We start from the raw sequence: 26,188 nt of genomic DNA on the forward strand, positions 1-26,188 counted from the left end.
TGGACTAGAGGGTCACGCCGCCGCCGAGCTTGCGAAGCTCATGCAGGGGGAAAGGACGCGCGGTGTCGGTGTCATATTGCGCATGCGCACCACGCAGTCGGTGGACCAGGGTCGCCAGGGTCAGGGGATCGTCTCCATCCTGGCAAAAGGCGACGCAGATCTCGTCCATCTGTGAGCTGACCCGGCCCAGGCTCTCCTTTGGCCGGCGCACGCCTTCTTCAATTTCGGCGTGTCGCGAGATGCGGGCAGCGTAATGCTGGGCATTGGAGACCGTAACCGGCTTCTGTTTCAAGCCGTAGAAGGTGCGTGTCGCCGCGCCCCAGACGAAGAGGCCGCTCGGCCAACTGGTTTCCGTGTCGTGGTGATAATAGGGTTGCCGCTTGGGATCGGGGCTGGTGCGAACGATCCGCAGATTGGGCAGGTCATTGGGCGTCAGCGTTCTGTTGGCAATCGTCAGGTGATCGAAGACCAACCTTCCATTCGCCAATGCCGACAGCCTGTGGGTAAGGGTTTCCCCCTCGCAAATCACCAACGCCGGGCCGACCCGGTTGATGTCCTCCATCGCCATGGTGAAAAAGGTCTCGAACTTGGCGAGGTTCTCCTCCTGGCGGGCTCGACCGAATTTGCCGTAATCGCCCTTCAGGATCCGCAGGTAAGCAACCGCATAGGGCGCCCATTGCGGCGTGCCGGTCTCGTCCGGAAGCGCACACTCCAGTCGCCCTCCTTTGGTGCGGGCGGCAAGCGGAAAGGCGTGGCCTTTGCGCTGCTGACCCGCCACGAGGTCGGCGTTCCTCTGGATGATTGTGAGCGCGGCCGGCTGGAGGTCCTGCGGCAGGTCTTCCACCGGCAGGACGCCGAGCATGCGGAGGCAGTCGCTGAAAGCCGATCCATATTTGGCCTTCATCACGCTCTCGGACAGCGCCTCGACTGAAGTAAGCACGACTTGGGGAAGGAGCTCGGCCTGCGCGAGCGCTCGTCGCGCAAGCTGGAACGGATCGCCCATGCGTCCTTGCAACGCCTCGGGCATTTCCAGGATTGCCCAGCCGATGCCGATGGTTTGGGCGCGGACCGCGGCCACGTAGGCGACCATTTTTTTTTGCGCGTCGTCGAAAGCCTGTGAGCGGTTCATCTCGCGGATGCTGCGCAGCTGGGCAGGGTTGAGGGTTTTCACTTCCTCCGTCGTCGCCTCGGCCCACGAAATCTCCTCGGCCAACACGCCGGCGTTAACGGGATGCAACCGGATGGTGAGGCCACAGCACCACGATAGCACCCCGTCCTCCTGGGCCTGCGGCGGGCCGAGTTCGTCAAGGAGCGCGCGGGTCATCCGCTCGGGCGCGTCGTCGCGACGCTGAAAGATGAACAGGTCGATCTCGGGGCTGGGCGCGCCCGCCGCTGTCAAAGCCATGCGGACGGCCCGCCGGCGAGCGGCGAAGGTCTCGTCGTCCGCCTTGCTGTTGAAAGGCTTGTCCAACGGCATGACCTGGCGGGCGCGGGTCATCGGCTCGACCGCTTTGAAGCCAGCTTTGGCGAGGGCCTCATTCAGAGAGACACCAATGTCATGGCGGTCGGGCCAGGAAATGCCGGTACCACCGGGCAGCCAGTCATCGCCATGCACGGTTCCGAGGCGCGGCAGCACCCAAAGCCCGTCCTCATCGACCACCGGCTGGGCCAGCTCGGCCGGAGCGAGGGCGGCACGGCCGGTCAGGCGACGAACGAGGTCGAAGATCTTCTGATCGTCCTTGTGCGGCCAATAGCCGATCGTGGGTCCATGTTCGCCCTTGGACGGCGCCGGGCCGCTTCTGGCGCGGAAGTCGAACGAAGTGTGGCGATAGACATCGGCAGAGGCGGACTCCATCGCCGGCATGAAGACGTCAAGCGCGCGATTGGGGTCATTGCGGCCCGTCCATCCGTCTACGGCCCCCCAATTGCGGATGGAAGGCCGGGCGAGGAGGTGCAGCTGCGGGCGCTCGGGATAAGTCGGCGTATAGAGAGTGATGACCTCGCTCCAAAGGCCCCGCTTGGTCTGACGCGGCGGGAAGGCGACCAGCTCTACTCCCGTGAAGGCATCGCTTTGTGCGGCCTTGGCCACGAGCACGCGTTGCGCGCCGCTCCGGAAGCGCAGGTCTTGACCTGCCAACGCGCCCAGCGCGTGGGCGGCGATCGCATCGAACAGGAGATTGTCCGCCGGACTCGGGCAGGCCCCCTTCTGAGTCTGCAGCGCGCCATTTACTTGCAGCTTGGTCCAACTGGCCGTGTCCATCGCGGTCCCAGCGATCGCCGCGCGCGTTGGCGCCGGCTTATCGGGGTACATCAGGGTCAGCCATAGGCCGATCGCTGCCTGGACGCGCCGACGCAGGTCTTCGTCGGTGGCGACATCGCCTGTGATGAAGAAGGAAAGAGGCCGACTCTGGGTTTCGGCGTCCAACTGGTGGCGCCGCATGAAGGCGATCTCGGGAACGAACCAGGCCAGGATCTCGGAAAGCCCATCGAGGCGCAGGGTCGAGGGGGCGTCATTCGGGCGCTTGGATTTCTCGCGCGACCAGGCCTGCAAGGTTTCTTGCGCGTCTGGGGACAAACGGTAACGCGTCAGGACCAGATCATCCTGGGCGGTGAAGCCGGCTTCCCAGACATTCAGGTCGAGCGAATTGACGTTAGCCATAGGCGAGGCCCTTGGTCTTGGAGAGCGCATCGCGGAACGGCTGGTAGAGCAATTTCGCGAGTGTTCTGGCGGTGGGATCGGACGACGCCATGGCGATGTCGAGCTGGCGCAATGACTGGACGAGGACGCTGCTGTCTGGAGTGTCAGTGGCGCCGTCGAAGGAGAGAGGCGCGAACTGCCGGTCGACAAAGCCGATGTGCACGGGACAGCCGTTGCGAATGCCACGGCCGATGGTCTGCCAAAGCGGGGTCAGCATGTCCCACGCGAACTGGGCCTTGTATTCGGTCGACAGGCCGCTGTAGCCGCCGCGAGCATAGAGGCTGTAGCGCACGATGTTGGTGGCCGCGTAACGCATGCGGCGGGCGCGCTGGGACAGGCGCTCGTCAGGCTGGTCGGGATCTGTGCCCATTCCGCGGTCGAAGCGCTCGACGCCGAAGCGGTTCAGCCGGCCGATCACCGCGGCCAGGTCGTCCGGCCGTGGATGGGGTCGATGCAGGAAGTAGATCGAGGCGATTGCTGCGCGACTTTCGCGATTGAGGATATTGTGGCCGCGGGCGACCACTTGCATCGGCGCCACCAGGATCGATTTTTCCGGTTCCTCGCCGAAGCGTTCGATGAGGGAGCGGGGAAGCGGCCTGGCGCGTCGCAGGCGATGATCGTCCGGCGCGCCGGCGTCATCGGCTTGGTCCCGTGTCAGGCAGAACACCCGCCAGTCGGCCAAGCCATGGGTCTCGAGGCTCTCGAGCAGCATGTCGGCGACGATTGCCGCATCCGTGTAGGAGTTGGTTACGAGAAGGGCGCGGCGTCGCCCGCGCAGATGCTCGTCGCCCCATTCACGGGCCATGCGCAGCCAGTTCTCCTCGATCAGGTTGAGGTTATCGCGACGGGCGGACAGGCGCGCGGCTACGCCGCTCAAAGCCCAGCGGCGGTCTGCTTCCCGCAGGCCTGAAATTCGAACCTGCTTTCCCTCCTCGTTGCGCAAGGGCACCAACTCGAAGACAGAGCGTCCGATCGCATCGAGCTCGGCCTGGGGCTGCAGCAGCACGCCTTGGGCGGGGACTTGCACGTCGAAGCTCGGCGATGCGCAGTCCATGGGCTTCCCTGTCTTGGGATTGAACTGACGTTGGGCGCCGCCGGCCCAGCTCGTGCCGCTGAGCATCAGCACATGGGGACCGGCCTGACCTTCGCTGGCGAGCAGGTCGTGCAGGTGGGTGAGCAGGTGGCGGCCGACACCGAGGTGGTTGATGAGGGTCAACTTGCCGCCCATCGTGTCGCGCCGGTCCTCGCCGGGCTCGTCATACAGTAACCCGAACACCGCTCCGGCCGGGTTCGACGGGAGCAGCGTGCGGTAGTGGCGGATTAGATTGCCGGCCTGGCTCAGCAGCTGGGCATCGTCGATCCCGAGGTCTGTGGCCACGGCCGGTTGGGTCTTCACCAGCCAGTAATAATGGGACAGGACGAGATCGGTGACGATCGCAAGCAACAGCGCGAGCGCATTGCCGTGGGGGCTCATCGCCGCCTTGCTTGCCGTGGCGCTGGTGGCGTTGAACGCCGATAGTGGACCGTCCAGGAGATCGCGGACCCGTTCGGTCAGATTTTCATAATAGTCGCTGACCACCATATCGCGGGCGATGGCCTGAAGGGCATCGCTGGCTGACTGGAAGGCGGGATTGCGGAAGGGTTGTCGCGCCTCGTCGGCTTGTTCCTCGGCCTCGTCACGGCTGACGGCCGACCCTTGCGAAAAGCGCGAGATGCTTCCGGCGACCTTGATGACCTCGAGGAAGTCTTCCTCGAAATCCGGATCGTCGAAGCTGCGACCGGGGCGGGTGAGGCCCTGCACATCCTGCCGCCGTCGCCAAATTTCATAGAGGATGCCGCCGGCGGTGAAGGGCGTGTTGCGGTAGAAGTCAGCGAGATAGGCCTGCTCGTTCTGGAGAAGAGCGTAGAGCGTTCCGATCAGGCGATAGAATGTGTGGAAGTTGGCCTGCCAGCGAGCGTTCACCTGACGGCGAAACTGGACTCCGCTGCGCTCGCGCAACGCCTCGGACGACTTGGTGCCGATTGCCGGTGCATAGACGTCGCGCTCGTCACCCATGATCGGTGAGCGTGGCGCGAAGATATCGTCGAGGGTTTTTTGGACGGAGTCGACCTCATCGACGATCATCAAGTCCAGGGTGTGCTGAAACAGTTCCGGCAGGGTCAGATGCTGCGCCGATGTCCATTTATCCGGCGTCATGTGGACGAAGGCCTGGGGCGTAAGGGCGATGACCTGGGCGGTGACGGCGCTACGCTGCTGCTCCTGAGCCGGGCACCTCGTCCATAACGGACATGACCGCTCGGCGCCGACGCCATTGTCGTCGTCAACCGCCTCTTCCTCGGCGAGCTCCGCGTCGCGGCGGCGCTGATAGATCCTGTGGCAGGGCTTCTCCTTGAAGGTGGGGAAAGCGGGCCGCTGGCCCGCTCCGCGGACGACGATCGGATTGCGCTGAAAGCCGTCAAGCGGACAGGCGACGCTGAAGTTTTCGGCGACGTCTCCGACAGCCGACACCGACCAACCCGAGGATGACAAGCCCTGCTGCCAGTGAATGGAGTTCAGGTGGCGATCGCGATTGTAGAAGCTTGAGAGCACCGTCGCGCTGACGCCGTGCATCCGCAGGCGGGCGATCAGTGTCGCTCCCTGGATGGTGTCGGTGACGAGGATGCCGATGCGCTTGCCCTCACCGCCGAGAGTCAGGGCCAGCACGACAAGCCACACCAGGGTAGATTTGCCGGAGGACAGCATGCCGAGGACATGCACGGCGCCGTCCAAGGTCAGGGTTTGGCCGTCGAAGAAACCTTCCTTAAGGCCTTCGAGCTGGAGTTTGTTGAGACGCTCGCGCAGCCGAAGCGGCGGGAGGGTCGAGGGCCAGTCCGATTGAACTTCCCGCGCGTCGACCGTTTCGGCGGTGGCCCGCAGCTGCGCCAGGGTCAATGTGATTGGCGCATGGCGGTGCCGGCGCGGGATGGCATGCTTGGCTGCGGCCGCCGGATCGGCTACGGGGATTTGGTAGGCGAGCAGCGTCTCACCGCGGTTGGTGCGGACCAGCGCGTCGCCTGCGCTGGCCAACTGCAGGACACGGGCGATCCAGGGCGCGGGGGTTTGCAGATGATCAGTCAGGACGGCGAGCACGCCTTCGGGCGCGCTGCGCCGCAGGGTGGGGATGCGGCCGTTGATGGCGTAGCAGCGCATCGTTTCGGGCGTGAGGCCGTGTCGACGGCAGGCGTCGAGCCAGGCCGAGGCCGACATGTAGCGGCCGGCCAGGTGCCGCAGGCTGGTCAGATCACGCAGGAAGGCCGGATCGACGCCGGCTGCCATGACTTTCGCATAACCAAGCAACAGATAGGGAAGGGCCGATACGTCCTCGTCGGGACAGTGGCGCGTCAGGAAATGAAGACATAGCTCGGTAAGCGCGAGTGTGCGGTCCTCCGCCGCGGGGAGATCGCGCGCCGCGGGATCGGCGCTGCGTAATGCCTTGCGGTAGACCTCCAAGAAGGCGCGGTCCGTCCTCATGGCGTCAGCTCTTCGAGGAGATCGGATACGGTGGCGATCGCGACGGCCGGACGGCCGTTGGCCGCGCGCAGAGCCTCAAAACGAGCCTCAAAGCGAGGATCCGTCTCGATGATGTGGTCAGGGATGACCAGATAGCAGTGGTGGTCGGCCTCGAAGGTCTTGAAGCCGTTGAAGCGGCTGGCGAGGCGAGCCGGCGAGATATAGTCCTTAACATCGATGGCCAGCCGTCGGCTGCTGTCCGGGGCTATTGCCACAAGGTCGACCCGATCCAGGCTCGGCCACAGTTTCGTTGTCCACCCCAGGGAGTCGAGCCCGCGTTTGAGTTCGAGTTCCGCCAGGCCCGGAAGAGCCCAGAAGGTCCGGAAGGCGCGCTTTAAATAAAGCATTCCAGGGCGGTACTTGAGCGCTGCGTGCACGCCTTCGCGGGCTTTGCGGATTGCCTCAGGCTGGCGACACTCGGTGTGGAAGGCGCGACCGTCACGGCGCAGGATCGTCTTGCTGACCGTGCAGATTGGCAGTTCTCCGTTGATCGCGAAGCTTTCGGGGATCCGGTCGTAGAAGGCCTCGACGATTTCGTCCGATCGTTCGAGGGTGGCGAGCAGCGGATCCATGAGGATGGCTGTGGACCAACTCGTCATGACCACGTTTTCGATGATCGTTTTCCGCCAGGTCCGGTAGAGCGCTTCGCCATCGACACGATCGCGGCAGAGGCCCACTAGCATCTCGTAGCCGAGGTTCTCTTCGATCTCGGATTCGGGATCCCCTCCAGGCAGCGCCAAAGCACGGCACGCAGTGCTGGCCTCGCCGGACTCGACGAGCCGCACGGCGAGGTAGTCGCCGCCCACATCCCAGCTGACGTCCGGAAGCCACCGAAAAAGAGGCTCCTGGGCACGACGCATGAGCCCGTGAAGATCCGTAGGCCAGACGTCATCGCCATCGGCGAGGTTGCGCGCAGCGCCCAAGTCGAACACGCGCCGGACAGATGGTGCATAGGGCGCCTTCAGCCACCCTTCGGCGTCGAGACTGGCCTGGATTTGGACGATGGCGCTGGCGATCAGAGTGACCATCTCGCGAACGCCGTGGACGGGCGCCTGGGGGCCTTCGAGCTGCGCAAGTTTGGCGAGAACATCCGGCGCCACGCCCGCCGGGTCCTCGAGATAGCGATAAAGGGTGGCGCGGCCGATGCCGAGTTGCTCCGCGGCGGCCGTCTTCCAGCGGCGGCCGTAGCCAAGCTTCTCGGAAAAGAGCGCTTGGGCACGCTGAGGGAATGAGGCAGCATCGATCAACGAATCGTCTCCTTGAAACAAACGAGACCATAGTGTATCAAGTGTATCATAACAACAAGGCCTTGGCCGTTGTAGCGAGGTGTCCACAAACCTAGCCACGTTGAAAACTGTCAGAAAAGAGCGTATATTTCTGACGGGAGAATGGTCATGCAGCGGTTAACCGAACAGATTCTCGCGCATGCCGAGGGGTTGTCGGAAGGCACGCCCGTGGCGGCTAAGAGTTTGCTTCATCTCGGTAATCGTGCCGCGGTGGATCAGGCCTTGTCGCGTCTGACTGAGCGAGGTCAACTGATCCGAGCCGGTCGCGGCGTTTATCTCCGTCCCATCACGAGCCGGTTCGGCACGAGGGCTCCCTCCGTCCAGCAGGCGGTCGAGGCGCTCGCCAACCAGCGCGGCGAGGTCATCGTCCCGAGCGGGGCGGCAGCCGCCAACACCCTCGGCCTCACGACCCAAGTGCCGGTTCGGTCGGTCTATCTGACCTCCGGCCGCAGCCGAACGATGAATCTCGGCAAGCAGGTCGTCGAACTTCGTCACGCTCCGCGCTGGCAACTCGCCCTGGCTCATAAGCCGGCTGGCGAGGCGGTGCGTGCGCTGGCCTGGCTTGGGCCGGAGAAGGCGGAAGCCGCGCTGAAGATGTTGAAGCGGAAGCTCTCGCCGTCCACTTTCAGCGAACTTGTGGCGGCGGCGCCGCAGCTTCCAACCTGGCTCGCGCGCAGCGTGGGAAAGGCGGCGCATGGCTGACGCCTTTCTCCACCTTCCGGTCGCCGACCGCCGCGAGGCGCTGAGCGTCGCGGCCGATCAGTCGGGACGCCCAGCGCACCTTCTCGAGAAGGATGTGTGGGTGGTATGGGCGCTCGCCACGCTCTACGGATCGGCGCTCGGCGAGCATCTGGTGTTCAAGGGCGGCACGTCACTGTCAAAGGCTTATGGGGTCATCCGGCGGTTTTCCGAGGACGTCGATCTGACCTACGACATCCGGGCGATCGCGCCCGACCTGGTGGGGGCCAACGGCGAGGCGTTGCCGAAAACGCGGAGCGAGGAGAAGCGCTGGTCGAGCGAGGTGCGCAAGCGCTTGCCGGACTGGGTGGCGGGGTACGCCCAGCCGGTGATCGCGGACGTGCTGGCCGCGGAGGCGTTGGCTGCTGCCATCCGCGTCGAGGACGAGAAGCTGTTCATCGACTATGAACCGATCGCGGCGGGCTCCGGCTACGTGACGCCGAGCGTGATGCTCGAGTTCGGCGCGCGATCGACGGGCGAGCCGGCAAGTCTGCGGGACATCGCCTGCGACGCATCCGGTCTGATCGAAGGCGTGACGTTTCCGACGGCACGACCACGCGTCATGCACGCCGAGCGAACCTTCTGGGAAAAGGCGACGGCGATCCACGTCTTCTGCCTGCAGGAGCGACTCCGCGGCGATCGCTTCGCACGACACTGGCATGATGTCGTGCGGCTGGATGAGGCCGGCCTTGCGGAAGCGGCTTTCGCGGATCGCGACCTGGCGGGCGCAGTCGCGCGCCACAAGGGCATGTTCTTCGCCGAGAAGGCGGCCGATCGCAGTCCGATCGACTACGTGGCCGCCGTGAATGGCGGTTTGCACCTCGTGCCCGGCGGCGATGCCTCCAAGGCGCTGCAAGAAGACTACCGCCGCATGGTCGATGACGGATTGCTCTTGGACGATGCCGAATCCTTCGAGGCGCTGATGGCGCGATGCGCCGACATCGCCGCGCGGGCCAATCGCGCGGCGTAATAGAAAAGAAAAGCGGGGGAGAGAAATGTGCGTATTTCGCGGGTAAAAATCAGCAACTTCGCGAATTTCTCGGAGATCGACGTCGAGACTGGCGAAAGCATCGTCATCGTCGGTGAGAACAAGGTTGGCAAGAGCAACTTCGTCCGTGCGCTGCAACTGATCCTCGACCCTGGTCTTTCTGAACGTGATCGGCAGCTCGGGCTTGAGCATTTCTGGGATGGCTTGGGAGAAGACAAGCTCGGCGAAACGATCGAGGTCGCGGTCGAGATGACCGACTTCACGGGCGATCCGCGGTTGATGGCGCACCTCAACGACTGCGTGGTCGATCCGGGGCCGCCGATGGTTGCGCGTCTCACCTACCGTTTCCAACCGAAGGCCAATCTCGGGCGGGATCCGGAGAGCCTTGCCGACTATGAGTACATCGTTTTTGGCGGCAACGATCCGGAGATGTCCATCGGGCCGTCGCTGCGACGGATGCTTCCGCTCGACGTGCAGGTCGCGTTGCGCGATGCCGAGAAGGATCTGTCGAGTTGGCGCAATTCGCCGCTAAGGCCTTTGATCGAGGAACTGGCGACCTCTCTCGATGAAGACGCGCGGGCCGAAATCCAGGAGCAGGTCAACGAGGCGCAGGCCGAGTTGGTCAGCCATGATGAAGTGGTCGCAACCGCCGAGCGGATCGGCCAGCGGCTGATCGCGATCGCCGGCGAACAACATGCGGTGCCGTTGACGCTCGGCCTCGCGCCGACCCGGGTTGATGCGCTGCTGCGCAGCCTGCGTCTCCTGATCGACAATGGTGCGCGCGGCATTTCCGATGCCAGCCTTGGGACCGCCAACCTGATCTTCCTGGCGCTCAAGAGCCTGGAACTCGATCGGCTCGTGACGGATGGCGAGCGCGACCACACTTTCTTTGTCGTCGAGGAGCCGGAAGCGCACCTTCACCCGCACGTCCAACGTCTGGTTTACCGCTATTTCCTCGGCAGCGGCGGCGATGACGCGGAGCAGACGCCGCCACTCACAACCATCCTGACCACGCATTCGCCGCATATCGCGAGCGTCACCCCGATCCGGTCGGTCGTGCTGCTTCGTCAAGACGCGGCGACAAATGCGACGATCGCCGTTTCGACGGCCAAGGCGCCGCTCGACGAGCGCGACGAGGCGGACCTCCAGCGCTACATCGACGTAAGCCGTGGCGAGATCTTCTTCGCTCGCGGGGTCATCCTGGTCGAGGGCGACGCGGAGCGGTTTCTCGTGCCTGCCTTCGCTGAGGCGCTGGACATTGCGCTCGACATGCTGGGCATCACCGTATGCTCGGTCAGCGGCACGAACTTCACGCCCTACGTCAAGCTACTGGGTCCCGAGGGCCTCAACATTCCGCACGTCATTTTAACCGATCGCGACCCGAACGGAACGAAACCTCCACTTGTCCGACGGCGCCTGATCAATGTCCTGCGGTTGGTCGAAGACGGCGTGAACTATACGCCTCTGGATGCCGACGCCGTGATCGCGCGTGCGGAGGCGTTCGGGTATTTCGTGAACAGCAACACGCTCGAGCCGGAGCTGTTCGCCGGCGGCCTTGCTGAGGCGATGCAGGAGGTCATCGAACAGGAACTTTCGATAGGCCAAGCGACACGCGACCTGATCCAGGGATGGGTCGACGACACCGACAGTCTCGACGATGAGCAACTGATCAAGGTCATTGAGCGGATTGGCAAAGGGCGGTTCGCGCAGGCGCTGGCGCCGCACGTCGATGAGGATGCGTGCCCGGATTACATCCGGCAGGCGCTGGAGCATATCCGCGATGCCGTTACGTAGTGTCAGCGCTGCCTATCTTGCCGAAGCGGGCGATCTGGCCGGCAACCCGGGTCAGCAGGCGGCCTATGACTCGACGGGAAACTGTGTCGTTCTCGCGGGGCCCGGTAGCGGCAAGACCAAGACGCTGGTTCTCAAGCTCGCGCGGATCATGGCGGAGGACGTCCGCGCGCCGCGCGGTGCGGCATGCATCACCTACAGCCAGGAATGCGCGCGCGAGCTGACACGCCGGCTCGAGCGATTGGGCCTGCGCGAGGCGCCTAATCTCTTTGTTGGTACAGTCCATGGTTTCTGCCTGAGGCATCTCCTCATGCCCTATGGACGGCTTGCCGATCTTCCGGTGCCGTTCCCGCTCGCCGTGGCCACACAGCGGCAGAGCGACCAGGCGATGAAGCGCATCGGCGATCGACTGTTCGGCGTTGGCCATCCCAACAAGCCCATAGACCTGGGGCGGCATCGACGGTCGGTGCTCGACAGGACGTCGATCGCTTGGACGAGCGAAGCGGAGCTCGCCGCTTGGGCGGAGGGATATGAGGCCGAGCTGCGACGGCTGGGCCTTGTCGATTTCGATGACCTTGTGGTGTTCGGTCAGCGGCTGGTGTCAGAGCATGACTGGGTGCTGCCCCTGTTGCAGGCGAAATTTCCGGTCCTCGCGGTCGATGAATATCAGGACCTCGGCGTGGCGCTGCATCGCATCGTCAAGCGTGTGGCCTTCGATGGCGGCGTTCGGCTCTTTGCGGTGGGAGACCCCGACCAGTCGATCTACGGCTTCACCGGCGCCGACGGAGCACTGCTCCAAGAGCTGGCCGAGCGGGATGATGTCGAGCGGGTTCAGCTTCAGCTCAACTATCGTTCGGCGTCGCGCATCGTCAGCGCGTCCGAAATGGCGCTCGGCGAGGCCCGCGGGTATCGGTCGAACGACCCGGACCGGCAGGCGGTCATCGAATTCGTCCAATGCTCCGATGGTCTTGAAGGACAGGCCGCGCAAGCAGTCGCCGAGATCATTCCAGCAGCTCTCGCCGCCAAGCCCGGACGCGCGCTTGGCGACATCGCCATTCTGTACAGGGATTATCGGGCCGGCGACGTCGTTGCGGAAGCCGTCGCTGCTGCGGGCTTCGATTTCGTTCGCGTTGACACCGCGGCTCCCTATCGGAAGGTTGCGCTCACGAGCTGGATCGAGGACTGCGCGGCCTGGTGCTCCGGCGGTTGGCGCGAGGCCCGGCCACAGTTGCGTGGTCTGCTCGACCGCTGGCTCGGATTTCATCGTACCCGGATCTCCGAAGTCCAGGCGCGAGATGAATCCCAGCGTCTGACGCAGCTTCTGTGGTCCCTTCGCGTCGAGAAGGGACTCGCTCGGGATTTCGTGACCGGCATGCGAGCAGATATGCTCGATGCGCTAATGGCGGCCGAGCCCAGTCTCGCTGATCAGCGCGAACAAGTGGACCGCATGTCGGCGGCTCTCGCCGTCGGCGGACCGCTGGCCGATCTCGACCTTGCGAGCCTTGGCGGTCGCGACGGCTCTCCGCTGCACCTGAACTTGTTGACGCTGCACTCCGCGAAGGGGTGCGAATACGATGTTGTGATCATGGTTGGTCTCGATCTAGGGAGTTTGCCCTGGCGCAATGAATTGCCCGCCGCCCGCCGCGAGAGCCGGCGGCTCTTCTACGTCGGCCTGACACGCGCTCGGGACGAAATCCATATGCTCTACTCTTGCTACGTCGACACGGGCCGCGGCAGGATGCATTGGGGGCGCTCTCCTTTCCTGGATGAACTTGAAGCGCGGATGGAGGAGGCCGAAGGCGAGTAGTCAATGATGTCATTTCGAGAAGCTCAGACGGTCGAAGATCTGGCGGACCTCCTCTACGATTTCCTTCCCGGGAGCGGCAACAACCGGACCGCCTTTCCGCTTGCCGCCGCACAGGCAGGCGTCGGCGATCTGTGGATTCCTGGCAGCAAGCGACCCGCGATCGTGCAGCTCTTGAGCACGACGCTAGAACAGCGCCGGTTATGTTTTACGAAATTGATCGTGGCGATCGTCCGCCAAGCGATGACTTACCGGCGCGGCAAGGGCAATCCACTGAGCCGAGAGGAGATCGATCGGCTCAATAGCCTTCTTCCCGGCGTGCAATTCAAGATTCCAGAGCTGCTCGATCCGAGCTTCCTCAGCAGCTTCGGCTCGCCGAAGGCGACAGAAACTGCGCCGCGGGCGTCGTCGACGCTGAGCGCGGAGAAGGCGCAGGAGCTCGCCGCGCTGCTTATCGAGATCACGAAGCTCGATCCGCAAGCACGGGGCTTGCGCTTCGAGGGCTTTCTCAATGAGCTATTCGCCGGTTTCGGCCTCGCGCCACGTGGCTCTTTCCGACTCGTCGGCGAGCAGATCGACGGCAGCTTCAAACTGCACGGTCAGACCTACCTGGTTGAAGCGAAATGGCACGGGCCTCAGATCGGCTTTGGCGACCTGATGACCTTTTCGGGCAAGGTTGGTGGAAAGGCGTCCTGGTCGCGCGGCCTGTTCGTTAGCAATTCCGGATTCACGGCGGAGGGGCTGGAGGCGTTCTCGCGTGGACGGCAGACGAACCTCATATGCGCTGACGGGCTAGACCTTTATGAGGTGCTCTCGCGCAAGGTCTCGCTGATCGCGGCTTTGGAAGCCAAGGAACGCCGTGCCGCCGAGACGAACAGAGCATTCGTGGCCGTGCGGGACCTGAATCTATAGGGGAGTTGATCGGGCTTGGATCGTGATGACGGTATAAGCAACGATTGCAGGCTCCGGCGTGTCGTAGTGCGGCATACATAAGGCATCCATATCGACATGGATGCTGTCTCGTCGGTCACATTGTGGACCCTGCCGGGTCTTCCTTGACGCCGCGGGCGACAACCTGGAGCGTTCCGTCGGCAAGCGGCCGCTGCAGCTTCAGGGCCTCGTCCAGAGGGGCCGTCATCCAAGTCTCGACTTCTTCCGGCGTTGTCAGGATCACAGGCATCGCCTTGGGGTGGATAGCGCCGACCTCGGCGTTCGGCTCTGTCGTGAGGAACGCGTAGAGGTCGGTAGTCGTCTCGCCTTCCTTGACCTTCCGGACGGACGTCCAATTGGTCCAGATGCCGGCGAAGCAGGCGAGGAGGCGGGTCTCATCGAGTGCGAACCAGATATCACCGCCTTCGACCTTGTTGAACTCGCTGAAGGAGTTGAACGGTACCACGCAGCGGTTCTCGACGCCGAGCCAGCGGGCCCAGTGTTTGCTCTTCACATTGCGGATGTTCGTCGTGCCGCCGTCCGGCTCCATCCGCAGCAGTTCCTTGAAATCGACGGTCTTGCCCTTGGTCTGCAGCTTTTCGGCTCGTTTTTTGGTGGCCTCCATCAACGCTTTTGACGACGACGGCATGCCCCACCGCGCCGTCGCGAGCTCGCGACCTTCGGCTCCGTTGCGCACGATCGGTGCCATGTAATCCGGAAACACCCCCGGCATCGGCGCCAGATTGCCAACATATCGGTTCACGACACGAAACAGCGCGCTGATGGCGGCCTGGTTGGTCGTAATCGAGTAGAGATTGCACATCGGTCAGGCTTCGGTCCGAGGGTGGCGTGGCTGCCACGCCAATTGTAGCAGAGTCGCGGAAGGACGCCGGCCCGCCTTGGCGCATTTGCGGCAGCGCAGCCGGCTGGCGAGATCGTGCACGAAGGTGGTCGGCGGATGCTTCATCGCCGCGAGGTCAACGTCGCTCGGCGTCTTGCAGCGCGCACACTGGATCTCCAGCCAAGGGAAGCCGCCATTTACCGCTTGATCGATTGTCGGGGACGGATCAATCGGTTCTCCGTCTGACCACATGCGTTCGTTCCAACTCTCGCATAGCAGCTTGTCGGCCCGCTGGATGAGCGCTTCCCCCTTCGCCCGCGTCTCCGCCGATTGGGTAGCCAGGATGTTGGCCATTGCCCGCGCCTTGCCGAGCTCTTTCGCCAGAGCGCTGCGGTCGCCGCCCGACAGCGGCGTAGGGTGATACTTCGGGGCCATCCGGACATCCAGGCGCAAAGAGATTGGATCGGCGACCTAGAGCGGGCTACGGCGTCTCCAACATTGGCCAGCACCCGTCTTCTTCATATCTCCCGGTGCGCTGCTGGCAGGTGTTGTCGAGCAGCCGTTGCGCGACGTCCTTCCAGATCGCGTTGCCGCCATATAATCGGACTGCATCGGCGGTCTGGATTTCCACGGTCCTCTCGCAGCGGCGGCAGCAGACGCGCAGTACGTGGCGCTGAATTTCCGAAAGACGTCGCTGCCGCATCTGGGCCCCGGTCGCGCCGGCGCGAGGGTCTTTGAGGACCGATTCCCAGTATTCGGCCGTTAGCGGCGCATCTGGAGCCGCAGCGGCGGAAGTCGGCCTCCGAGCGGCGTCGGCGGCCAGTTTTTCCATCTGCTTCGCGGTCGGCATGCGCCAGCTCGCGGGTCGATCGATCATTCCGAATTAGAACATAAAGAGAACAAAAGTCGAGTCCGCTTGGGCAGGCATCCGAGAAAAAAATCGTCCTGTTGGGAGGGGCGCGATGTCGGAACCAAGCCGGGCCATTCGTCTTGAATCCAGCGTCAGTATTGGAGTTCCCCCGTCATGGCCCCCCGCGCTAACTGGAAAGGCTTCCTGCGTCTTTCGCTCGTCACCTGTCCGGTCGCGCTCTATCCGGCGACGTCGGATTCCGAAAAGGTCTCCTTCAACCAGCTCAACCGGAAGACCGGCCACCGCATCAAGTACGCCAAGGTCGATGCCGACACCGGCGAGGAGGTTGCCAACGAGGATATCGTCAAGGGCTATAAGGTCGACACCGACACCTTCATCGAAATGACGAAGGAGGAGCTCGAGAATGTCGCGCTGGAATCGACGCGAACCATCGAGATCGACGAGTTCGTCGACCGCAGCGAGATCGATTCGAGGTATCTGATCCGTCCCTACTACCTGGTGCCGGACGGAAAGGTCGGTCACGACGCTTTCGCAGTCATCCGCGACACCATCCGTGAGATGAACAAGGTCGCCATCGGACGGGTGGTGTTGACCAACCGTGAGCACATCATCGCCCTCGAGCCAATGGACAAGGGCCTGATGGGGACGCTGCTGCGCTATCCTTACGAAGTGCGTTCTGCGGACGAATATTTCGACGAGATCCAGGACGTCAAAGTCACCAAGGACATGCTCGATCTCGCCAAGCACATCGTCAATCAAAAGTCGGGTCACTTCGAGCCGGACAAGTTCGAAGACCAGTATGAGACCGCCCTCATCGATCTCATAAACCAGAAGCGCACCGGCAAACCCATCACGGCGAAAGCGCGCCCCCGCGGCGAGAACGTGGTGGATCTGATGGACGCGCTGCGCAAGAGCATCGGCGGAGGCGCGGCGGCAGCAACGGAGGGGCCGAAGAAGCCGGCCAAGAAGGCGCGCAAGGCGGCGGCCGGGCAGAAGGAAATGCTGATGCCGATTGCCGGCAAGAAACCGGCCAATGAGGCCCTGGCAAGGAAGCCAGCGGCCAAACCGCAGCGAAAGTCGGCTTAAGGTATCTTTGCGGTGGGTTCACGGAAAGCTCGCTCCGACACGCCGGATGCATCGAGATATTTCCTGGGCGGGCCGCTCTGCCCGCTCTGGATATGCTCGCGATGTAGACAGCACGGCTGATTGCTGGCAGCGGTCAGTGGGCGGTGCGGGGAAGCGTCTCATGGCGAGAACACTGAAGACCTACCAGACCTCGCTGGGCTTCTTCGATCTGGCGATCGCCGCTCCCTCCATGAAAGCGGCTCTGGAAGCGTGGGGCGCAGACAGCAATCTCTTCCACCAGGGCGCGGCCAAGGAAAGCGACGATCCGGACGTTATCGCGGCGGCCATGGCAAAGCCCGGCGTCGTTCTTAGGCGCCCGGTCGGAACAGACCGACCTTTCAGCGAACATGCCGAGCTGCCCACCGATCTTGGCGGCGGCGGACCGACGAAAGCCGCCCGCAAGTCGAAAGGCCATAAGGCGAAGAAGCCTTCCTCTCGCCCCGTCGACAAGGCTGCGGAACGAAAGGCCGCTCTCGCCTTCGAAAAGGAGCAGAAGCGGCGCCAACTTGAACAGACTGCCAGGCAGAAGGACCGTGAACGCCGTCAGCAGGCGGTCGACAAGGCGCAGGCTGCGCTGGACAAGGCTGAGCAAGAGCACGCGAAGCGGGCCGCCGCCATCCAGGCCGAGGTCGAGGCTCTCGAGAAGAGATCGCAAGCCGAAAAAGCCCGCTGGGATAAGGAGAAGGAGCGATTGGAAGCTACGCTGCGGCGCGCGCGGGGTTAGTTTCCGTCATGCTGGGCGCCGGTCCTTCTAATCAGGAGGGCATTCTGGGCAGGCATCACCGATCGAGTTCAGCACGTCGCGAATCTCGGCTGCCGCTGCATCAGGGGAGACCCCTGCTGGCGGATCTCCACGGGCGATATCGAAGGCCCGCTCCCGTGCATGCGGATCGGCGCGGTCCTGCATCCAGCCGTGCTCCTCGCACTCGCGGATGGCGCCAGCTTCCTGGAGCACGTCAATCGCCCATCCGCGCAGCGTCCGTATCGCCGGCTTTCGTGCACTTGTCATCAGCATGGAAATCGCTCCCTGATACGGCGAATCGTTTTCTCCGTCATTCGTTCCGGCTGCTAGCACATGGCTGGGATTCGCAATGGCGGGAACGCAAGGTTTGGAGTGCTACCGCCCGCGAACCCGCGAGGAAATCCAAAGCCTCCAGCTGGCGCTTCATTTCCGTTTGTGCGCGTCCGGCAAGTGCCGGACCGGGCTCTCGTGAACCGAGCCGCGTAGCGTCTCGGCCGTGCGGCTTCGATCCCTCGCGCAAGAACTGCGGAGTTCCTCGCCGCGGGCACTCGGGAAAGGGTCCCGCCGTCATGGAGTATGCCGGCGTCGCTATCACTGCCCCTGTCCCGGGTGCCCTCTTAACCGGTCTCGTCGCTGCACTCGGTCCCGCGTGCCGCCTTCGGCGTCGCTATGCTCACGCTCCTGCGGGTGCCATTTCTCGAAGGCGATGCGCCCCTAGCGCACGCCTGATCAGGGCCTGCGGCCTAGGCAGATTACGCAGGAGGCCGAGAGTAAGAGTGTAGGCTGGGTTTTTCCGTGACGGGTTACAAGCTGCGAGAGAGGCTCGCGGCGCCCGTCGCGGAGACCCGCGATGTCAAACCCTAATGCTCGCGCGCGCGCCGGCCAGGACCGGGCGAACCTCTATAACGAAATCACCGACAAGATCATCGCCGAACTTGAGGCGGGCCGCGTGCCCTGGGTCCAGCCGTGGGGCACGGCCGCGGCAAGAGCGCCGCTGGCGGTGCCGAAAAATGCGTCGACCGATCGGCAATACAGCGGCATCAACATCCTGATTCTCTGGGGAGCCACGATCGAGCGGGGGTTCACAGGACAAAGCTGGCTCACCTTCCGCCAGGCGTTCTCGCTCGGCGGCCACGTTCGTAAGGGAGAGCGCGGCACCACTGTCGTCTACGCCGATCGTTTCGTACCGAATGACGAAAAGCGGCGCGCGGCCGAGACCGGCGAGGAGGCCCAGGTGATCCCATTCCTGAAACGCTTCACGGTGTTCAACACCGATCAGTGCGAGGGGCTATCCGACGAGATCGCCACTGCCGCGCCGCCACCGCCGCCGGGCCTGATCGAACCGACGGTCGAAGCTTTGATCAAGGCTAGCGGGATCCCATTTCGCATCGGCGGCGATCGCGCATTTTATGCACCGGCCGAGGACTATGTGCAGGTACCACCGCCGCAGGCCTATTTCGAGCCGATCAACTGGCACCGCACCGCGTTGCATGAACTTGGCCATGCGACCGGGCATTCCTCGCGTCTCAACCGCGACCAGAGCGGATCCTACGGCACCAGGAAATACGCCTTTGAGGAGCTAGTTGCCGAGTTGAGCGCGGCGTTCAGTTGCGCATCACTCGGGATCGTGCCGACCGTGCGCCATGCCGACTATATCGGCGCATGGCTCGACGTCTTGCACGAAGACAATCGCGCCATCGTGCGTGCCGCGTCGCAGGCGACCAAGGCCGCGGACTACCTGCTCGGCTTCGCTCCCGAACCCGTTGCGAGCGCACCGGCGGTTTCAGTCGGCGATCAGGAAGCGGCGTGATGCTCGACCTGCCGCGCCCGCGCGAGAGTGAGAGGAGGGAACGGTTTTTCGCGACGGGTTGGAAGCCGAGAGAGAGTCTTTCGGCTGACCGTCGTGGAGCAGTTAAAAATGACGAAAGCCGTCCAAAAGATCTCGCTGTCGCCTTCCCGCGACATTCCCTTCAACAAGCTCGTGCTCAGCCAGTCGAACGTCCGCCGCGTGAAAGCTGGCGTTTCGATCGAGCAGCTTGCCGAGAGCATTGCGCAGCGCACGCTGCTGCAGAGCCTCAGTGTTCGGGCCATCGTCGACCCCGAGGGTAATGAGACCGGGATGTTCGAGGTGCCCGCGGGCGGGAGGCGTTATCGTGCTCTCGAACTCCTGGTGAAACAGAAGCGTATGGCGAAGACGCAAGCGGTGCCGTGTGTCGTTCGTGAAGGCGGCATCGCAGAGGACGATTCGATCGCGGAGAACGATGAGCGGGTCGGCCTGCATCCGCTCGATCAGTTTCGGGCCTTCCAGACCTTGCGCGATCTCGGCATGAGTGAGGAGGACATAGCTGCGCGGCATTTCGTGAAGCCTGCGATCGTCAAGCAGCGCCTGCGCCTGGCGTCGGTGTCGCCGAAGCTGCACGAGGTCTACGCCGAAGACGGCATGACGCTCGAGCAACTCATGGCGTTCTCGGTCGCGGCCGATCACGCCCGCCAGCAGCAGGTCTGGGATAACGTCAGCCGTTCCGGCTATGACGAACCATTCCAGATCCGCCGCATGCTCACCGAGAACACGGTGCGTGGCTCCGATCGCCGTGCGCAGTATGTCGGCATCGACGCGTACGAGCAGGCCGGAGGTTCGGTGCTGCGCGATCTGTTCGAGAATGACGACGGAGGTTGGCTGCAGGACGTCGTGCTGCTCGACCGTCTCGTCACGGAGAAGCTAAAAGTGGAGGCCGAGACCATCGCAGCTGAGGGTTGGAAATGGATTTCGGTGGCCGTCGATTTCCCCTATGGCCACACGGGTGGCTTGCGAGAATTGGAAGGAATACCCGTCGATCTCGGAATCGAAGAGCAGGCGACCATAGATGCGCTCAACGCCGAGCATGACAGGCTTGAGGCCGAATATCAGGATGCGGACGAACTGCCCGACGCCGTTGACCAGCGACTCAGCGAGATTGAAGTGGCGCTATCAGACTTCGAAGACCGCTCCATGGTCTACGACGCCGCAGACATCCCCCGAGCCGGCGTTTTCGTCAGCATCGATTCCGAAGGCCGGCTCACGGTCAATCGGGATTATGTCCGATCGGAGGACGAGGCGCCCGTGACCGATGCCGAGACCGGGCAGGACGCCGATGCGCCATCGACGGATGGCCGAGAGATTACGGCCCCAGAGCACGGCACGGTCATCTCAGTCGCCGGCCCGTCGGCTGAAACCGAAGAAGATGATGAGGATGCGACAAGGCCTTTACCGGATCGCCTTATCATCGAACTGACGGCGCACCGCACGCTGGCTTTGCGCGATGCGCTGGCCGAAAACCCTGCGATTACGTTCCAGGCGGTGCTGCACAACTTCGTTCTGGCGACCTATTACCGGTTCGCCTTGTCCGGTAGCTGTCTTGAGATCGGGCTTCGTACACCGACGTTTCCCACTCAGGCCCCTGGACTTAGGGAGAGCGAGTCTGCGAAGGCCGTTGAGGCGCGGTATGAATCCTGGAAAGCGAGGTTGCCGCAGAGCGAGAATGATCTCTGGGATGCGCTCACAGCCCTCGATGGCGGCGCACAGGCCTCCCTGTTCGCTCACTGCGCATCATTTGCGGTGAACGCACTTTACGAGCCGGCTAACCGCTATAATCAAGGCCGTATCTCCGCCCACGGCGTTCGCACGCGACTTGACCACGCGGATATCCTGGCGCAGGCCGTCGGGCTCGACATGGCCCAAGTGGGATGGAGACCAACAGTCGACAACTATCTCGGCCGCGTCACCAAGCCCCGCATCCTCGAAGCGGTTCGAGAAGCAAAAGGCGAGCCGTCCGTGCAACTGATCGACCATCTGAAGAAGGCCGATATGGCCAAGGAGGCCGAGCGTCTTCTCGACGGTGCTGGCTGGTTGCCGGAGCCGCTTCGTCTCGTCGACGTCACGTCGGCGCCGGAGCAGGATGGCGAAGCCGGACCGCTGCCCGAGTTCCTTGCCGACGACGAGGATCGGGACAGCGCCAGCGACGACGATCGGCCAGAACTCGACGCGGCAGAATGAAGTCTATCGCGGGACGGCTTCGGCCGTCCCCGTTCTCCTCGGGGGCCGGCGTCCGACGCCGGCCCCCTTGTTCATGAGGGACCGAGAGGGAGAGGCCCGCCGGAAAGCGTTTGAGCCGTCGGATCTTAGGAGAGCGTCGGGCGGCTCACCCCTCATTCGCTCTCCCGAGACATCCTACCATGACCGAACTTCTTGCCGGCGGCACCACAGCCGCACCGCTCTCGATGCGTGCCGCTGCAACTCTTACCTCCGGTGTCGTGAGGGCTGCCCGACGACTTTTGTCCGAACTCGAACGCGGCCGGCGCATCGATGCCAACGTGCTGCGCGGAGCGATGGAGGCTGCCTTCGGTGCCTCCGATGCGACCGGCGCCTGGGACTGGAAAGTCGCCTACGACGCCTGCGAGGTGGCGACCGTTCTGTTCCTTCGCAAATTCGGCTCGGCTATCCGCGCCAAGGCTGATTCGCCGACCGCCATGCTGCCGATGCTCGCGAAGATCGCGCGCTGTCTGCCGACCCATACGCGGCGGTCCGAGGAAAGTCAGGCGCTCCAACAGTTCTCCACTCCGATCCCCCTCGGCTTTGCGGCATGCACTGCGGCCGCCATTACGCCGACCGACCGCGTTCTGGAGCCTTCCGCGGGTACAGGCTTGCTCGCCATTTTTGCTGAACTCGCTGGCGGCGCCCTGGCAATGAACGAGTTGGCTGAGACTCGTGCAAACCTGCTCGATCATCTGTTTCCCAACGCCAACGTGACGCGGTTCGACGCCGCACAGATCGACGATCACCTCGATGTCGGCGTTGCTGCGAGCGTGGTTCTGATGAACCCGCCATTTTCGGTGATGGCGAACGTCGATCGCCGGATGGCGGACGCAACGCTCCGGCACGTCGCGTCGGCGCTAGCGCGCCTTTGTGACGGCGGGCGTCTCGTCGCCATCACCGGAGCGACTTTCGCCCACGATAATCCAGCTTGGACCGACGCCTTCGTCTGTCTTCAGGAGCGTGGACGCGTCGTGTTTTCTGCCGCCATCGACGGCGCCGTTTACGCAAAGCAAGGAACTCAAACCGACACCAGGCTGCTTGTGATCGACAAGCTGCCCGCCGTCGATCCGAGCGTGTTTCCCGTCTCGCCGGGCATGACGGGTGATGTCGCCACGTTGCTTGATTGGGTGGCCAAGCATGTGCCTCCGAGACTGCCAGTCACCGCCTCGGTCGTGGTCGATGCCATCAGGCGGCCTCCGATCCCTCGAACGGTCGCCGCCTTTGCGAGACGCCCGTCGTCTACGCCGGAACTCCCAACGCTAGAAGGCGCAGAATTTCCATACGAAACGGTCGAGTGGATTCCGCTGGAAGGCGTACGACTGACCGACGCGCTTTATGAAGAGTACGCGCTACAGTCGATCCGTATTCCCGGATCGCACGCACATCCGACCAAACTCGTTCAGTCCGCGGCGATGGCCTCGGTCGCACCGCCAAAACCATCTTATCGGCCGCACCTGCCTTCGAGCGTGGTCCGAGATGGAGTCCTGTCGGATGCCCAGCTTGAGAGCATCATCTATGCCGGCGAGGCGCATTCCGAGTTTCTCGCGGTTTCCTGGACGATCGATGCGACTTTTGACGTCGTGGCGGCCGCGCGTGACGATGCTTCGAATGCCGTCCGCTTTCGCCGCGGTTGGTTCCTGGGCGATGGCACAGGCGCGGGCAAGGGCCGTCAGGTCGCGGGTATCCTGCTCGACAACTGGCTCAAGGGTCGTCGTCGCGCGGTCTGGATCAGCAAGTCCGACAAGCTGATCGAGGACGCGCAGCGCGATTGGTCGGCGCTCGGCATGGAGCGCCTGCTCGTGACGCCGCTTTCCCGGTTTCGCCAGGGCACGCCGATCCGGCTTGCGCAAGGCGTCCTATTTACCACCTACGCTACGCTGCGCACCGACGAGCGAGGTGAGAAGCTTTCGCGCGTGCGGCAGATCGTCGAATGGTTAGGCGCAGACTTCGACGGCGTCATCATCTTCGACGAGAGCCACGCGATGCAGAACGCGGTTGGCGGCAAGGGCGAGCGCGGCGACCAGGCCGCCTCGCAGCAGGGGCGAGCGGGCCTCCGGCTCCAGCACGCGCTGCCGAACGCCCGCGTCGTCTACGTCTCCGCGACCGGCGCGACGACGGTACACAATCTTGGCTACGCCCAGCGGCTCGGGTTGTGGGGCGGCGACGATTTCCCCTTCGCCACGCGCGCAGAGTTCGTCGAGGCGATCGAGGAAGGCGGTGTTGCGGCAATGGAAGTGCTGGCGCGAGACCTCAAAGCGCTCGGTCTCTACGCGGCGCGCTCCCTGTCCTACGAAGGTGTCGAATACGAACTTATCGAGCACCAACTTACGCCTGAGCAGGTCCGGATTTATGACTCCTATGCCGGCGCGTTCAGCATCATCCACAACAACCTCGACGCCGCGATGCGGGCCGCCAACATCACGGGCGAGACCGGCACGCTGAACGGACAGGCAAAGTCCACGGCCCGATCCGCCTTCGAAAGCGCCAAGCAGCGCTTCTTCGGCCATCTGTTGACCTCGATGAAGACGCCTTCACTGGTCCGCTCGATCGAGCGCGATCTCGACGCCGGCCATGCCGCCGTCATCCAGATCGTGTCGACCGGCGAGGCGCTGATGGAGCGCCGCCTGGCTGAGATCCCGACCGACGAGTGGGGCGACGTCCGGGTCGACATTACGCCGCGCGAATATGTTCTGGACTATCTCGCTCATTCCTTCCCGGTTCAACTCCACGAGCCCTTCACCGATTCGGAGGGCAACCTCTGTTCCCGGCCGGTCTATCGCGACGGCCAGCCGGTCGAGAGCCGGGAGGCCGTCGCGCGCCGCGATCGTCTGATCGAGAAGCTCGCTTCACTGTCGCCGGTACCCGGTGCCCTCGATCAGGTTGTGCAGCGCTTTGGCACGGACATGGTCGCGGAAGTAACAGGTCGCTCGCGCCGCATCATCCGCAAACGCGACCGCCTGATGGTCGAAAACCGCGCTGGCTCAGCGAACCTCGCCGAAACCGCGGCTTTCATGGATGACGTCAAGCGCATTCTCGTGTTCTCGGATGCCGGGGGCACGGGGCGGAGCTACCATGCCGAGCTGTCGGCGCGGAATCGGCGGCTACGCGTCCATTATCTGCTTGAACCCGGATGGAAGGCGGATGCCGCCATCCAGGGCTTGGGTCGCACGAACCGCACCAACCAGGCACAGCCGCCGCTGTTTCGTCCCATCGCGACCGACGTGAAAGCCGAAAAACGCTTTCTCAGCACCATTGCCCGTCGGCTCGATACGCTCGGCGCCATCACGCGTGGCCAGCGCCAGACCGGAGGGCAGGGCCTGTTTCGGCCCGAAGACAATCTTGAAAGCCAGTACGGCCGTGATGCCTTGCGCCAGCTCTACGTGTTGCTGGCGCGAGGCAAGGTCGAAGGCTGTGCGCTCGAGAGCTTCGAAGGCGCGACCGGCTTGAAGCTGATGGATGCCAATGGACTGAAGGACGAGTTGCCGCCGATTACGACTTTCCTGAACAGGCTTTTGGCGCTCACCATCGATCTGCAGCATGTCCTGTTCACCGCCTTTGAACGGTTGTTGACGACTCGCATCGAAGGCGCGGTCGCGTCCGGCACCTATGACGTCGGGCTGGAAACGCTCCGCGCCGAGAGTTTTGTCGTCACCGATCGGCGCACGATCTATGTCCATCCGGGCACCGGCGCAGAAACTCGTCTTCTCACGATCACGCAGCGCGAGCGCAATCATCCTGTGAAACTGGATGAAGCCCTCGGTCGTCTTTCCGATCATCGTGCCGTCCTACTGATCAATGAGCGCTCCGGTCGTGCAGCCGTACAAATCCCGGCCCCGAGCTTCATGCTTGACGACGGTGAGATCGAGCGTCGCGCCCGGCTGATCCGGCCGATGGAGCAGCACAGCGTTCCGTTGAACATGATGGCGGAAAGCCATTGGGTCGAAGCGGACCGTGAGCACTTTGCCACGGCCTGGCAGGCCGAGTTCGCCGAGGTGGCCGAGTTCACGGATAGCATGATCCATGTGGTGGCGGGCTTGCTGCTGCCGATCTGGAAACGGCTGCCGAACGAGTCGACGCGTGTCTATCGGCTGCAGACCGATGTCGGCGAACGCATCATCGGCCGCAAGGTCTCAGCCGCATGGGTCGCGAACGTGTTTGCAACCAACGCGCCTACGTTGACGCCGGAGGCCGCCTTTGCCGCGCTGATGGAGGGGCGAACCGTTCTCGACCTCTCCGAAGGCCTGCAGCTTCGTCGTGCTCGGGTTATGGGCGCATATCGCATCGAACTGTCCGGATTCAACGACACGATGCGCGAACGACTACGGGCTTACGGCCTCTTTGGGGAGATCATCTCCTGGAAGTTGCGCATGTTCGTGCCGTCAGACACCGGCGGCGTCGAGGTCCTGGCGAAGGTGCTCGACCACTATCCAATCGCGCGCATCGCCGATCGGGAGGCCGCGTGATGCCCGGCGACGCTGCAGAATTGGTACGCCGCCTCGCGCGCGAGGCCGAGGCGGTGTGCCGGCACTATCTCTCCAACGGTAAGCGCGAGGGGCGGTACTGGCTGGTTGGTGACGTCCACAATACGCCGGGCCGCTCGATGTTTGTGCGTCTCCAGGAGTCGACCAAGGGGCCCGCCGGTAAATGGACCGAATATGTTGCGCCGAAAGTTATGTTGCGCATCTGCGCTTGGGTGCTGTCCCGCGGACGATTGACAGCTTCTACGCAACATAATGCCAGCGCGCTGCGGGA

At 63.6% G+C, this 26,188-nt stretch carries 17 protein-coding genes and 1 pseudogene; 11 read left to right on the forward strand and 7 right to left on the reverse strand.

What is annotated here, in order from left to right; all coding sequences use genetic code 11:
* Nucleotides 1-4: 4 nt before the first annotated feature.
* The 3 genes from IVA81_RS29055 to IVA81_RS29065 are packed head-to-tail and all read right to left on the reverse strand — an operon-like array spanning nucleotide 5 to nucleotide 7,495.
* A complete protein-coding gene (locus IVA81_RS29055) occupies nucleotides 5-2,659 on the reverse strand; it encodes an RNaseH domain-containing protein (protein ID WP_247324293.1) in 2,655 nt (884 codons plus the stop codon).
* Entirely contained in the window at nucleotides 2,652-6,209 is a 3,558-nt protein-coding gene (locus tag IVA81_RS29060) for a hypothetical protein (RefSeq protein ID WP_247324295.1), read from the reverse strand. Before IVA81_RS29060 ends, IVA81_RS29055 begins: the two co-directional genes overlap by 8 nt.
* Nucleotides 6,206-7,495 (reverse strand): hypothetical protein, encoded by a 1,290-nt coding sequence (locus IVA81_RS29065; RefSeq protein ID WP_247324298.1) that lies wholly within the window; start codon nucleotides 7,493-7,495, stop codon nucleotides 6,206-6,208. Before IVA81_RS29065 ends, IVA81_RS29060 begins: the two co-directional genes overlap by 4 nt.
* A 147-nt stretch (nucleotides 7,496-7,642) precedes the next feature.
* Between IVA81_RS29065 and IVA81_RS29070 the strand changes: the two genes are divergently transcribed.
* The 5 genes from IVA81_RS29070 (at nucleotide 7,643) to IVA81_RS29090 (ending at nucleotide 13,767) form a co-directional block, all read left to right on the forward strand.
* Complete coding sequence (locus tag IVA81_RS29070) at nucleotides 7,643-8,236, forward strand: DUF6088 family protein (protein ID WP_247324359.1); 594 nt, start codon at nucleotides 7,643-7,645, stop codon at nucleotides 8,234-8,236.
* Entirely contained in the window at nucleotides 8,229-9,242 is a 1,014-nt protein-coding gene (locus IVA81_RS29075) for a nucleotidyl transferase AbiEii/AbiGii toxin family protein (RefSeq protein ID WP_247324299.1), read from the forward strand. The genes IVA81_RS29070 and IVA81_RS29075 overlap by 8 nt, the downstream gene beginning before the upstream one ends.
* Before the next feature lie 27 nt (nucleotides 9,243-9,269).
* The gene (locus IVA81_RS29080; RefSeq protein ID WP_247324300.1) at nucleotides 9,270-11,054 is read left to right on the forward strand and encodes an AAA family ATPase; all 1,785 of its coding nucleotides are present in this window, start codon (nucleotides 9,270-9,272) and stop codon (nucleotides 11,052-11,054) included.
* Nucleotides 10,990-12,858, forward strand: coding sequence for an ATP-dependent helicase (locus tag IVA81_RS29085; protein WP_247324301.1), 1,869 nt, complete (start codon nucleotides 10,990-10,992; stop codon nucleotides 12,856-12,858). Before IVA81_RS29080 ends, IVA81_RS29085 begins: the two co-directional genes overlap by 65 nt.
* 219 nt (nucleotides 12,859-13,077) lie before the next feature.
* Nucleotides 13,078-13,767: a restriction endonuclease gene (locus IVA81_RS29090; RefSeq protein ID WP_247324302.1), complete on the forward strand. Its 690-nt coding sequence runs from the start codon at nucleotides 13,078-13,080 to the stop codon at nucleotides 13,765-13,767.
* A 115-nt stretch (nucleotides 13,768-13,882) separates the two neighbouring features.
* Here IVA81_RS29090 and IVA81_RS29095 read toward each other — a convergent pair whose 3' ends face one another.
* Genes IVA81_RS29095 through IVA81_RS29105 form a run of 3 tightly spaced genes read right to left on the reverse strand, consistent with a single transcriptional unit; the run spans nucleotide 13,883 to nucleotide 15,503 of the window.
* A complete protein-coding gene (locus IVA81_RS29095; protein WP_247324303.1) occupies nucleotides 13,883-14,608 on the reverse strand; it encodes an SOS response-associated peptidase family protein in 726 nt (241 codons plus the stop codon).
* 3 nt (nucleotides 14,609-14,611) lie between these two features.
* Nucleotides 14,612-15,061: a hypothetical protein gene (locus IVA81_RS29100; RefSeq protein ID WP_247324304.1), complete on the reverse strand. Its 450-nt coding sequence runs from the start codon at nucleotides 15,059-15,061 to the stop codon at nucleotides 14,612-14,614.
* 46 nt (nucleotides 15,062-15,107) lie between these two features.
* Entirely contained in the window at nucleotides 15,108-15,503 is a 396-nt protein-coding gene (locus tag IVA81_RS29105; RefSeq protein ID WP_247324305.1) for a hypothetical protein, read from the reverse strand.
* Nucleotides 15,504-15,650: 147 nt separating this feature from the next.
* Here IVA81_RS29105 and IVA81_RS29110 point away from each other — a divergent pair, with 147 nt between their 5' ends.
* Together IVA81_RS29110 and IVA81_RS29115 are read left to right on the forward strand one after the other, a co-directional pair.
* On the forward strand, nucleotides 15,651-16,583 hold the full coding sequence (locus tag IVA81_RS29110) for a Ku protein (RefSeq protein WP_247324306.1): 933 nt from the start codon (nucleotides 15,651-15,653) through the stop codon (nucleotides 16,581-16,583).
* Between the two features lie 160 nt (nucleotides 16,584-16,743).
* Nucleotides 16,744-17,346, forward strand: a complete 603-nt coding sequence (locus IVA81_RS29115; protein ID WP_247324361.1) for a cell envelope biogenesis protein TolA — start codon at nucleotides 16,744-16,746, stop codon at nucleotides 17,344-17,346.
* A 27-nt stretch (nucleotides 17,347-17,373) separates the two neighbouring features.
* On the opposite strand, the gene IVA81_RS29120 is transcribed toward IVA81_RS29115, so the two are convergent.
* Nucleotides 17,374-17,637 (reverse strand): hypothetical protein, encoded by a 264-nt coding sequence (locus IVA81_RS29120; RefSeq protein WP_247324310.1) that lies wholly within the window; start codon nucleotides 17,635-17,637, stop codon nucleotides 17,374-17,376.
* A 577-nt stretch (nucleotides 17,638-18,214) separates the two neighbouring features.
* On the opposite strand from IVA81_RS29120, the gene IVA81_RS29125 reads away from it, so the two are divergent.
* From IVA81_RS29125 to IVA81_RS29140, 4 genes and pseudogenes are all read left to right on the forward strand, one after another.
* Nucleotides 18,215-19,174, forward strand: coding sequence for a zincin-like metallopeptidase domain-containing protein (locus IVA81_RS29125; protein WP_247324313.1), 960 nt, complete (start codon nucleotides 18,215-18,217; stop codon nucleotides 19,172-19,174).
* Between the two features lie 108 nt (nucleotides 19,175-19,282).
* Nucleotides 19,283-21,397, forward strand: coding sequence for a ParB/RepB/Spo0J family partition protein (locus IVA81_RS29130; protein WP_247324315.1), 2,115 nt, complete (start codon nucleotides 19,283-19,285; stop codon nucleotides 21,395-21,397).
* Between the two features lie 179 nt (nucleotides 21,398-21,576).
* Nucleotides 21,577-25,899, forward strand: a complete 4,323-nt coding sequence (locus IVA81_RS29135; RefSeq protein WP_247324317.1) for a strawberry notch family protein — start codon at nucleotides 21,577-21,579, stop codon at nucleotides 25,897-25,899.
* Nucleotides 25,899-26,188 (forward strand): annotated as a pseudogene (locus IVA81_RS29140) (hypothetical protein); the annotation flags it as partial. The gene IVA81_RS29135 and the pseudogene IVA81_RS29140, both read left to right, overlap by 1 nt.

Origin of the sequence: Bradyrhizobium sp. 141, assembly GCF_023074055.1 — a bacterium.
Classification (GTDB): domain Bacteria; phylum Pseudomonadota; class Alphaproteobacteria; order Rhizobiales; family Xanthobacteraceae; genus Bradyrhizobium.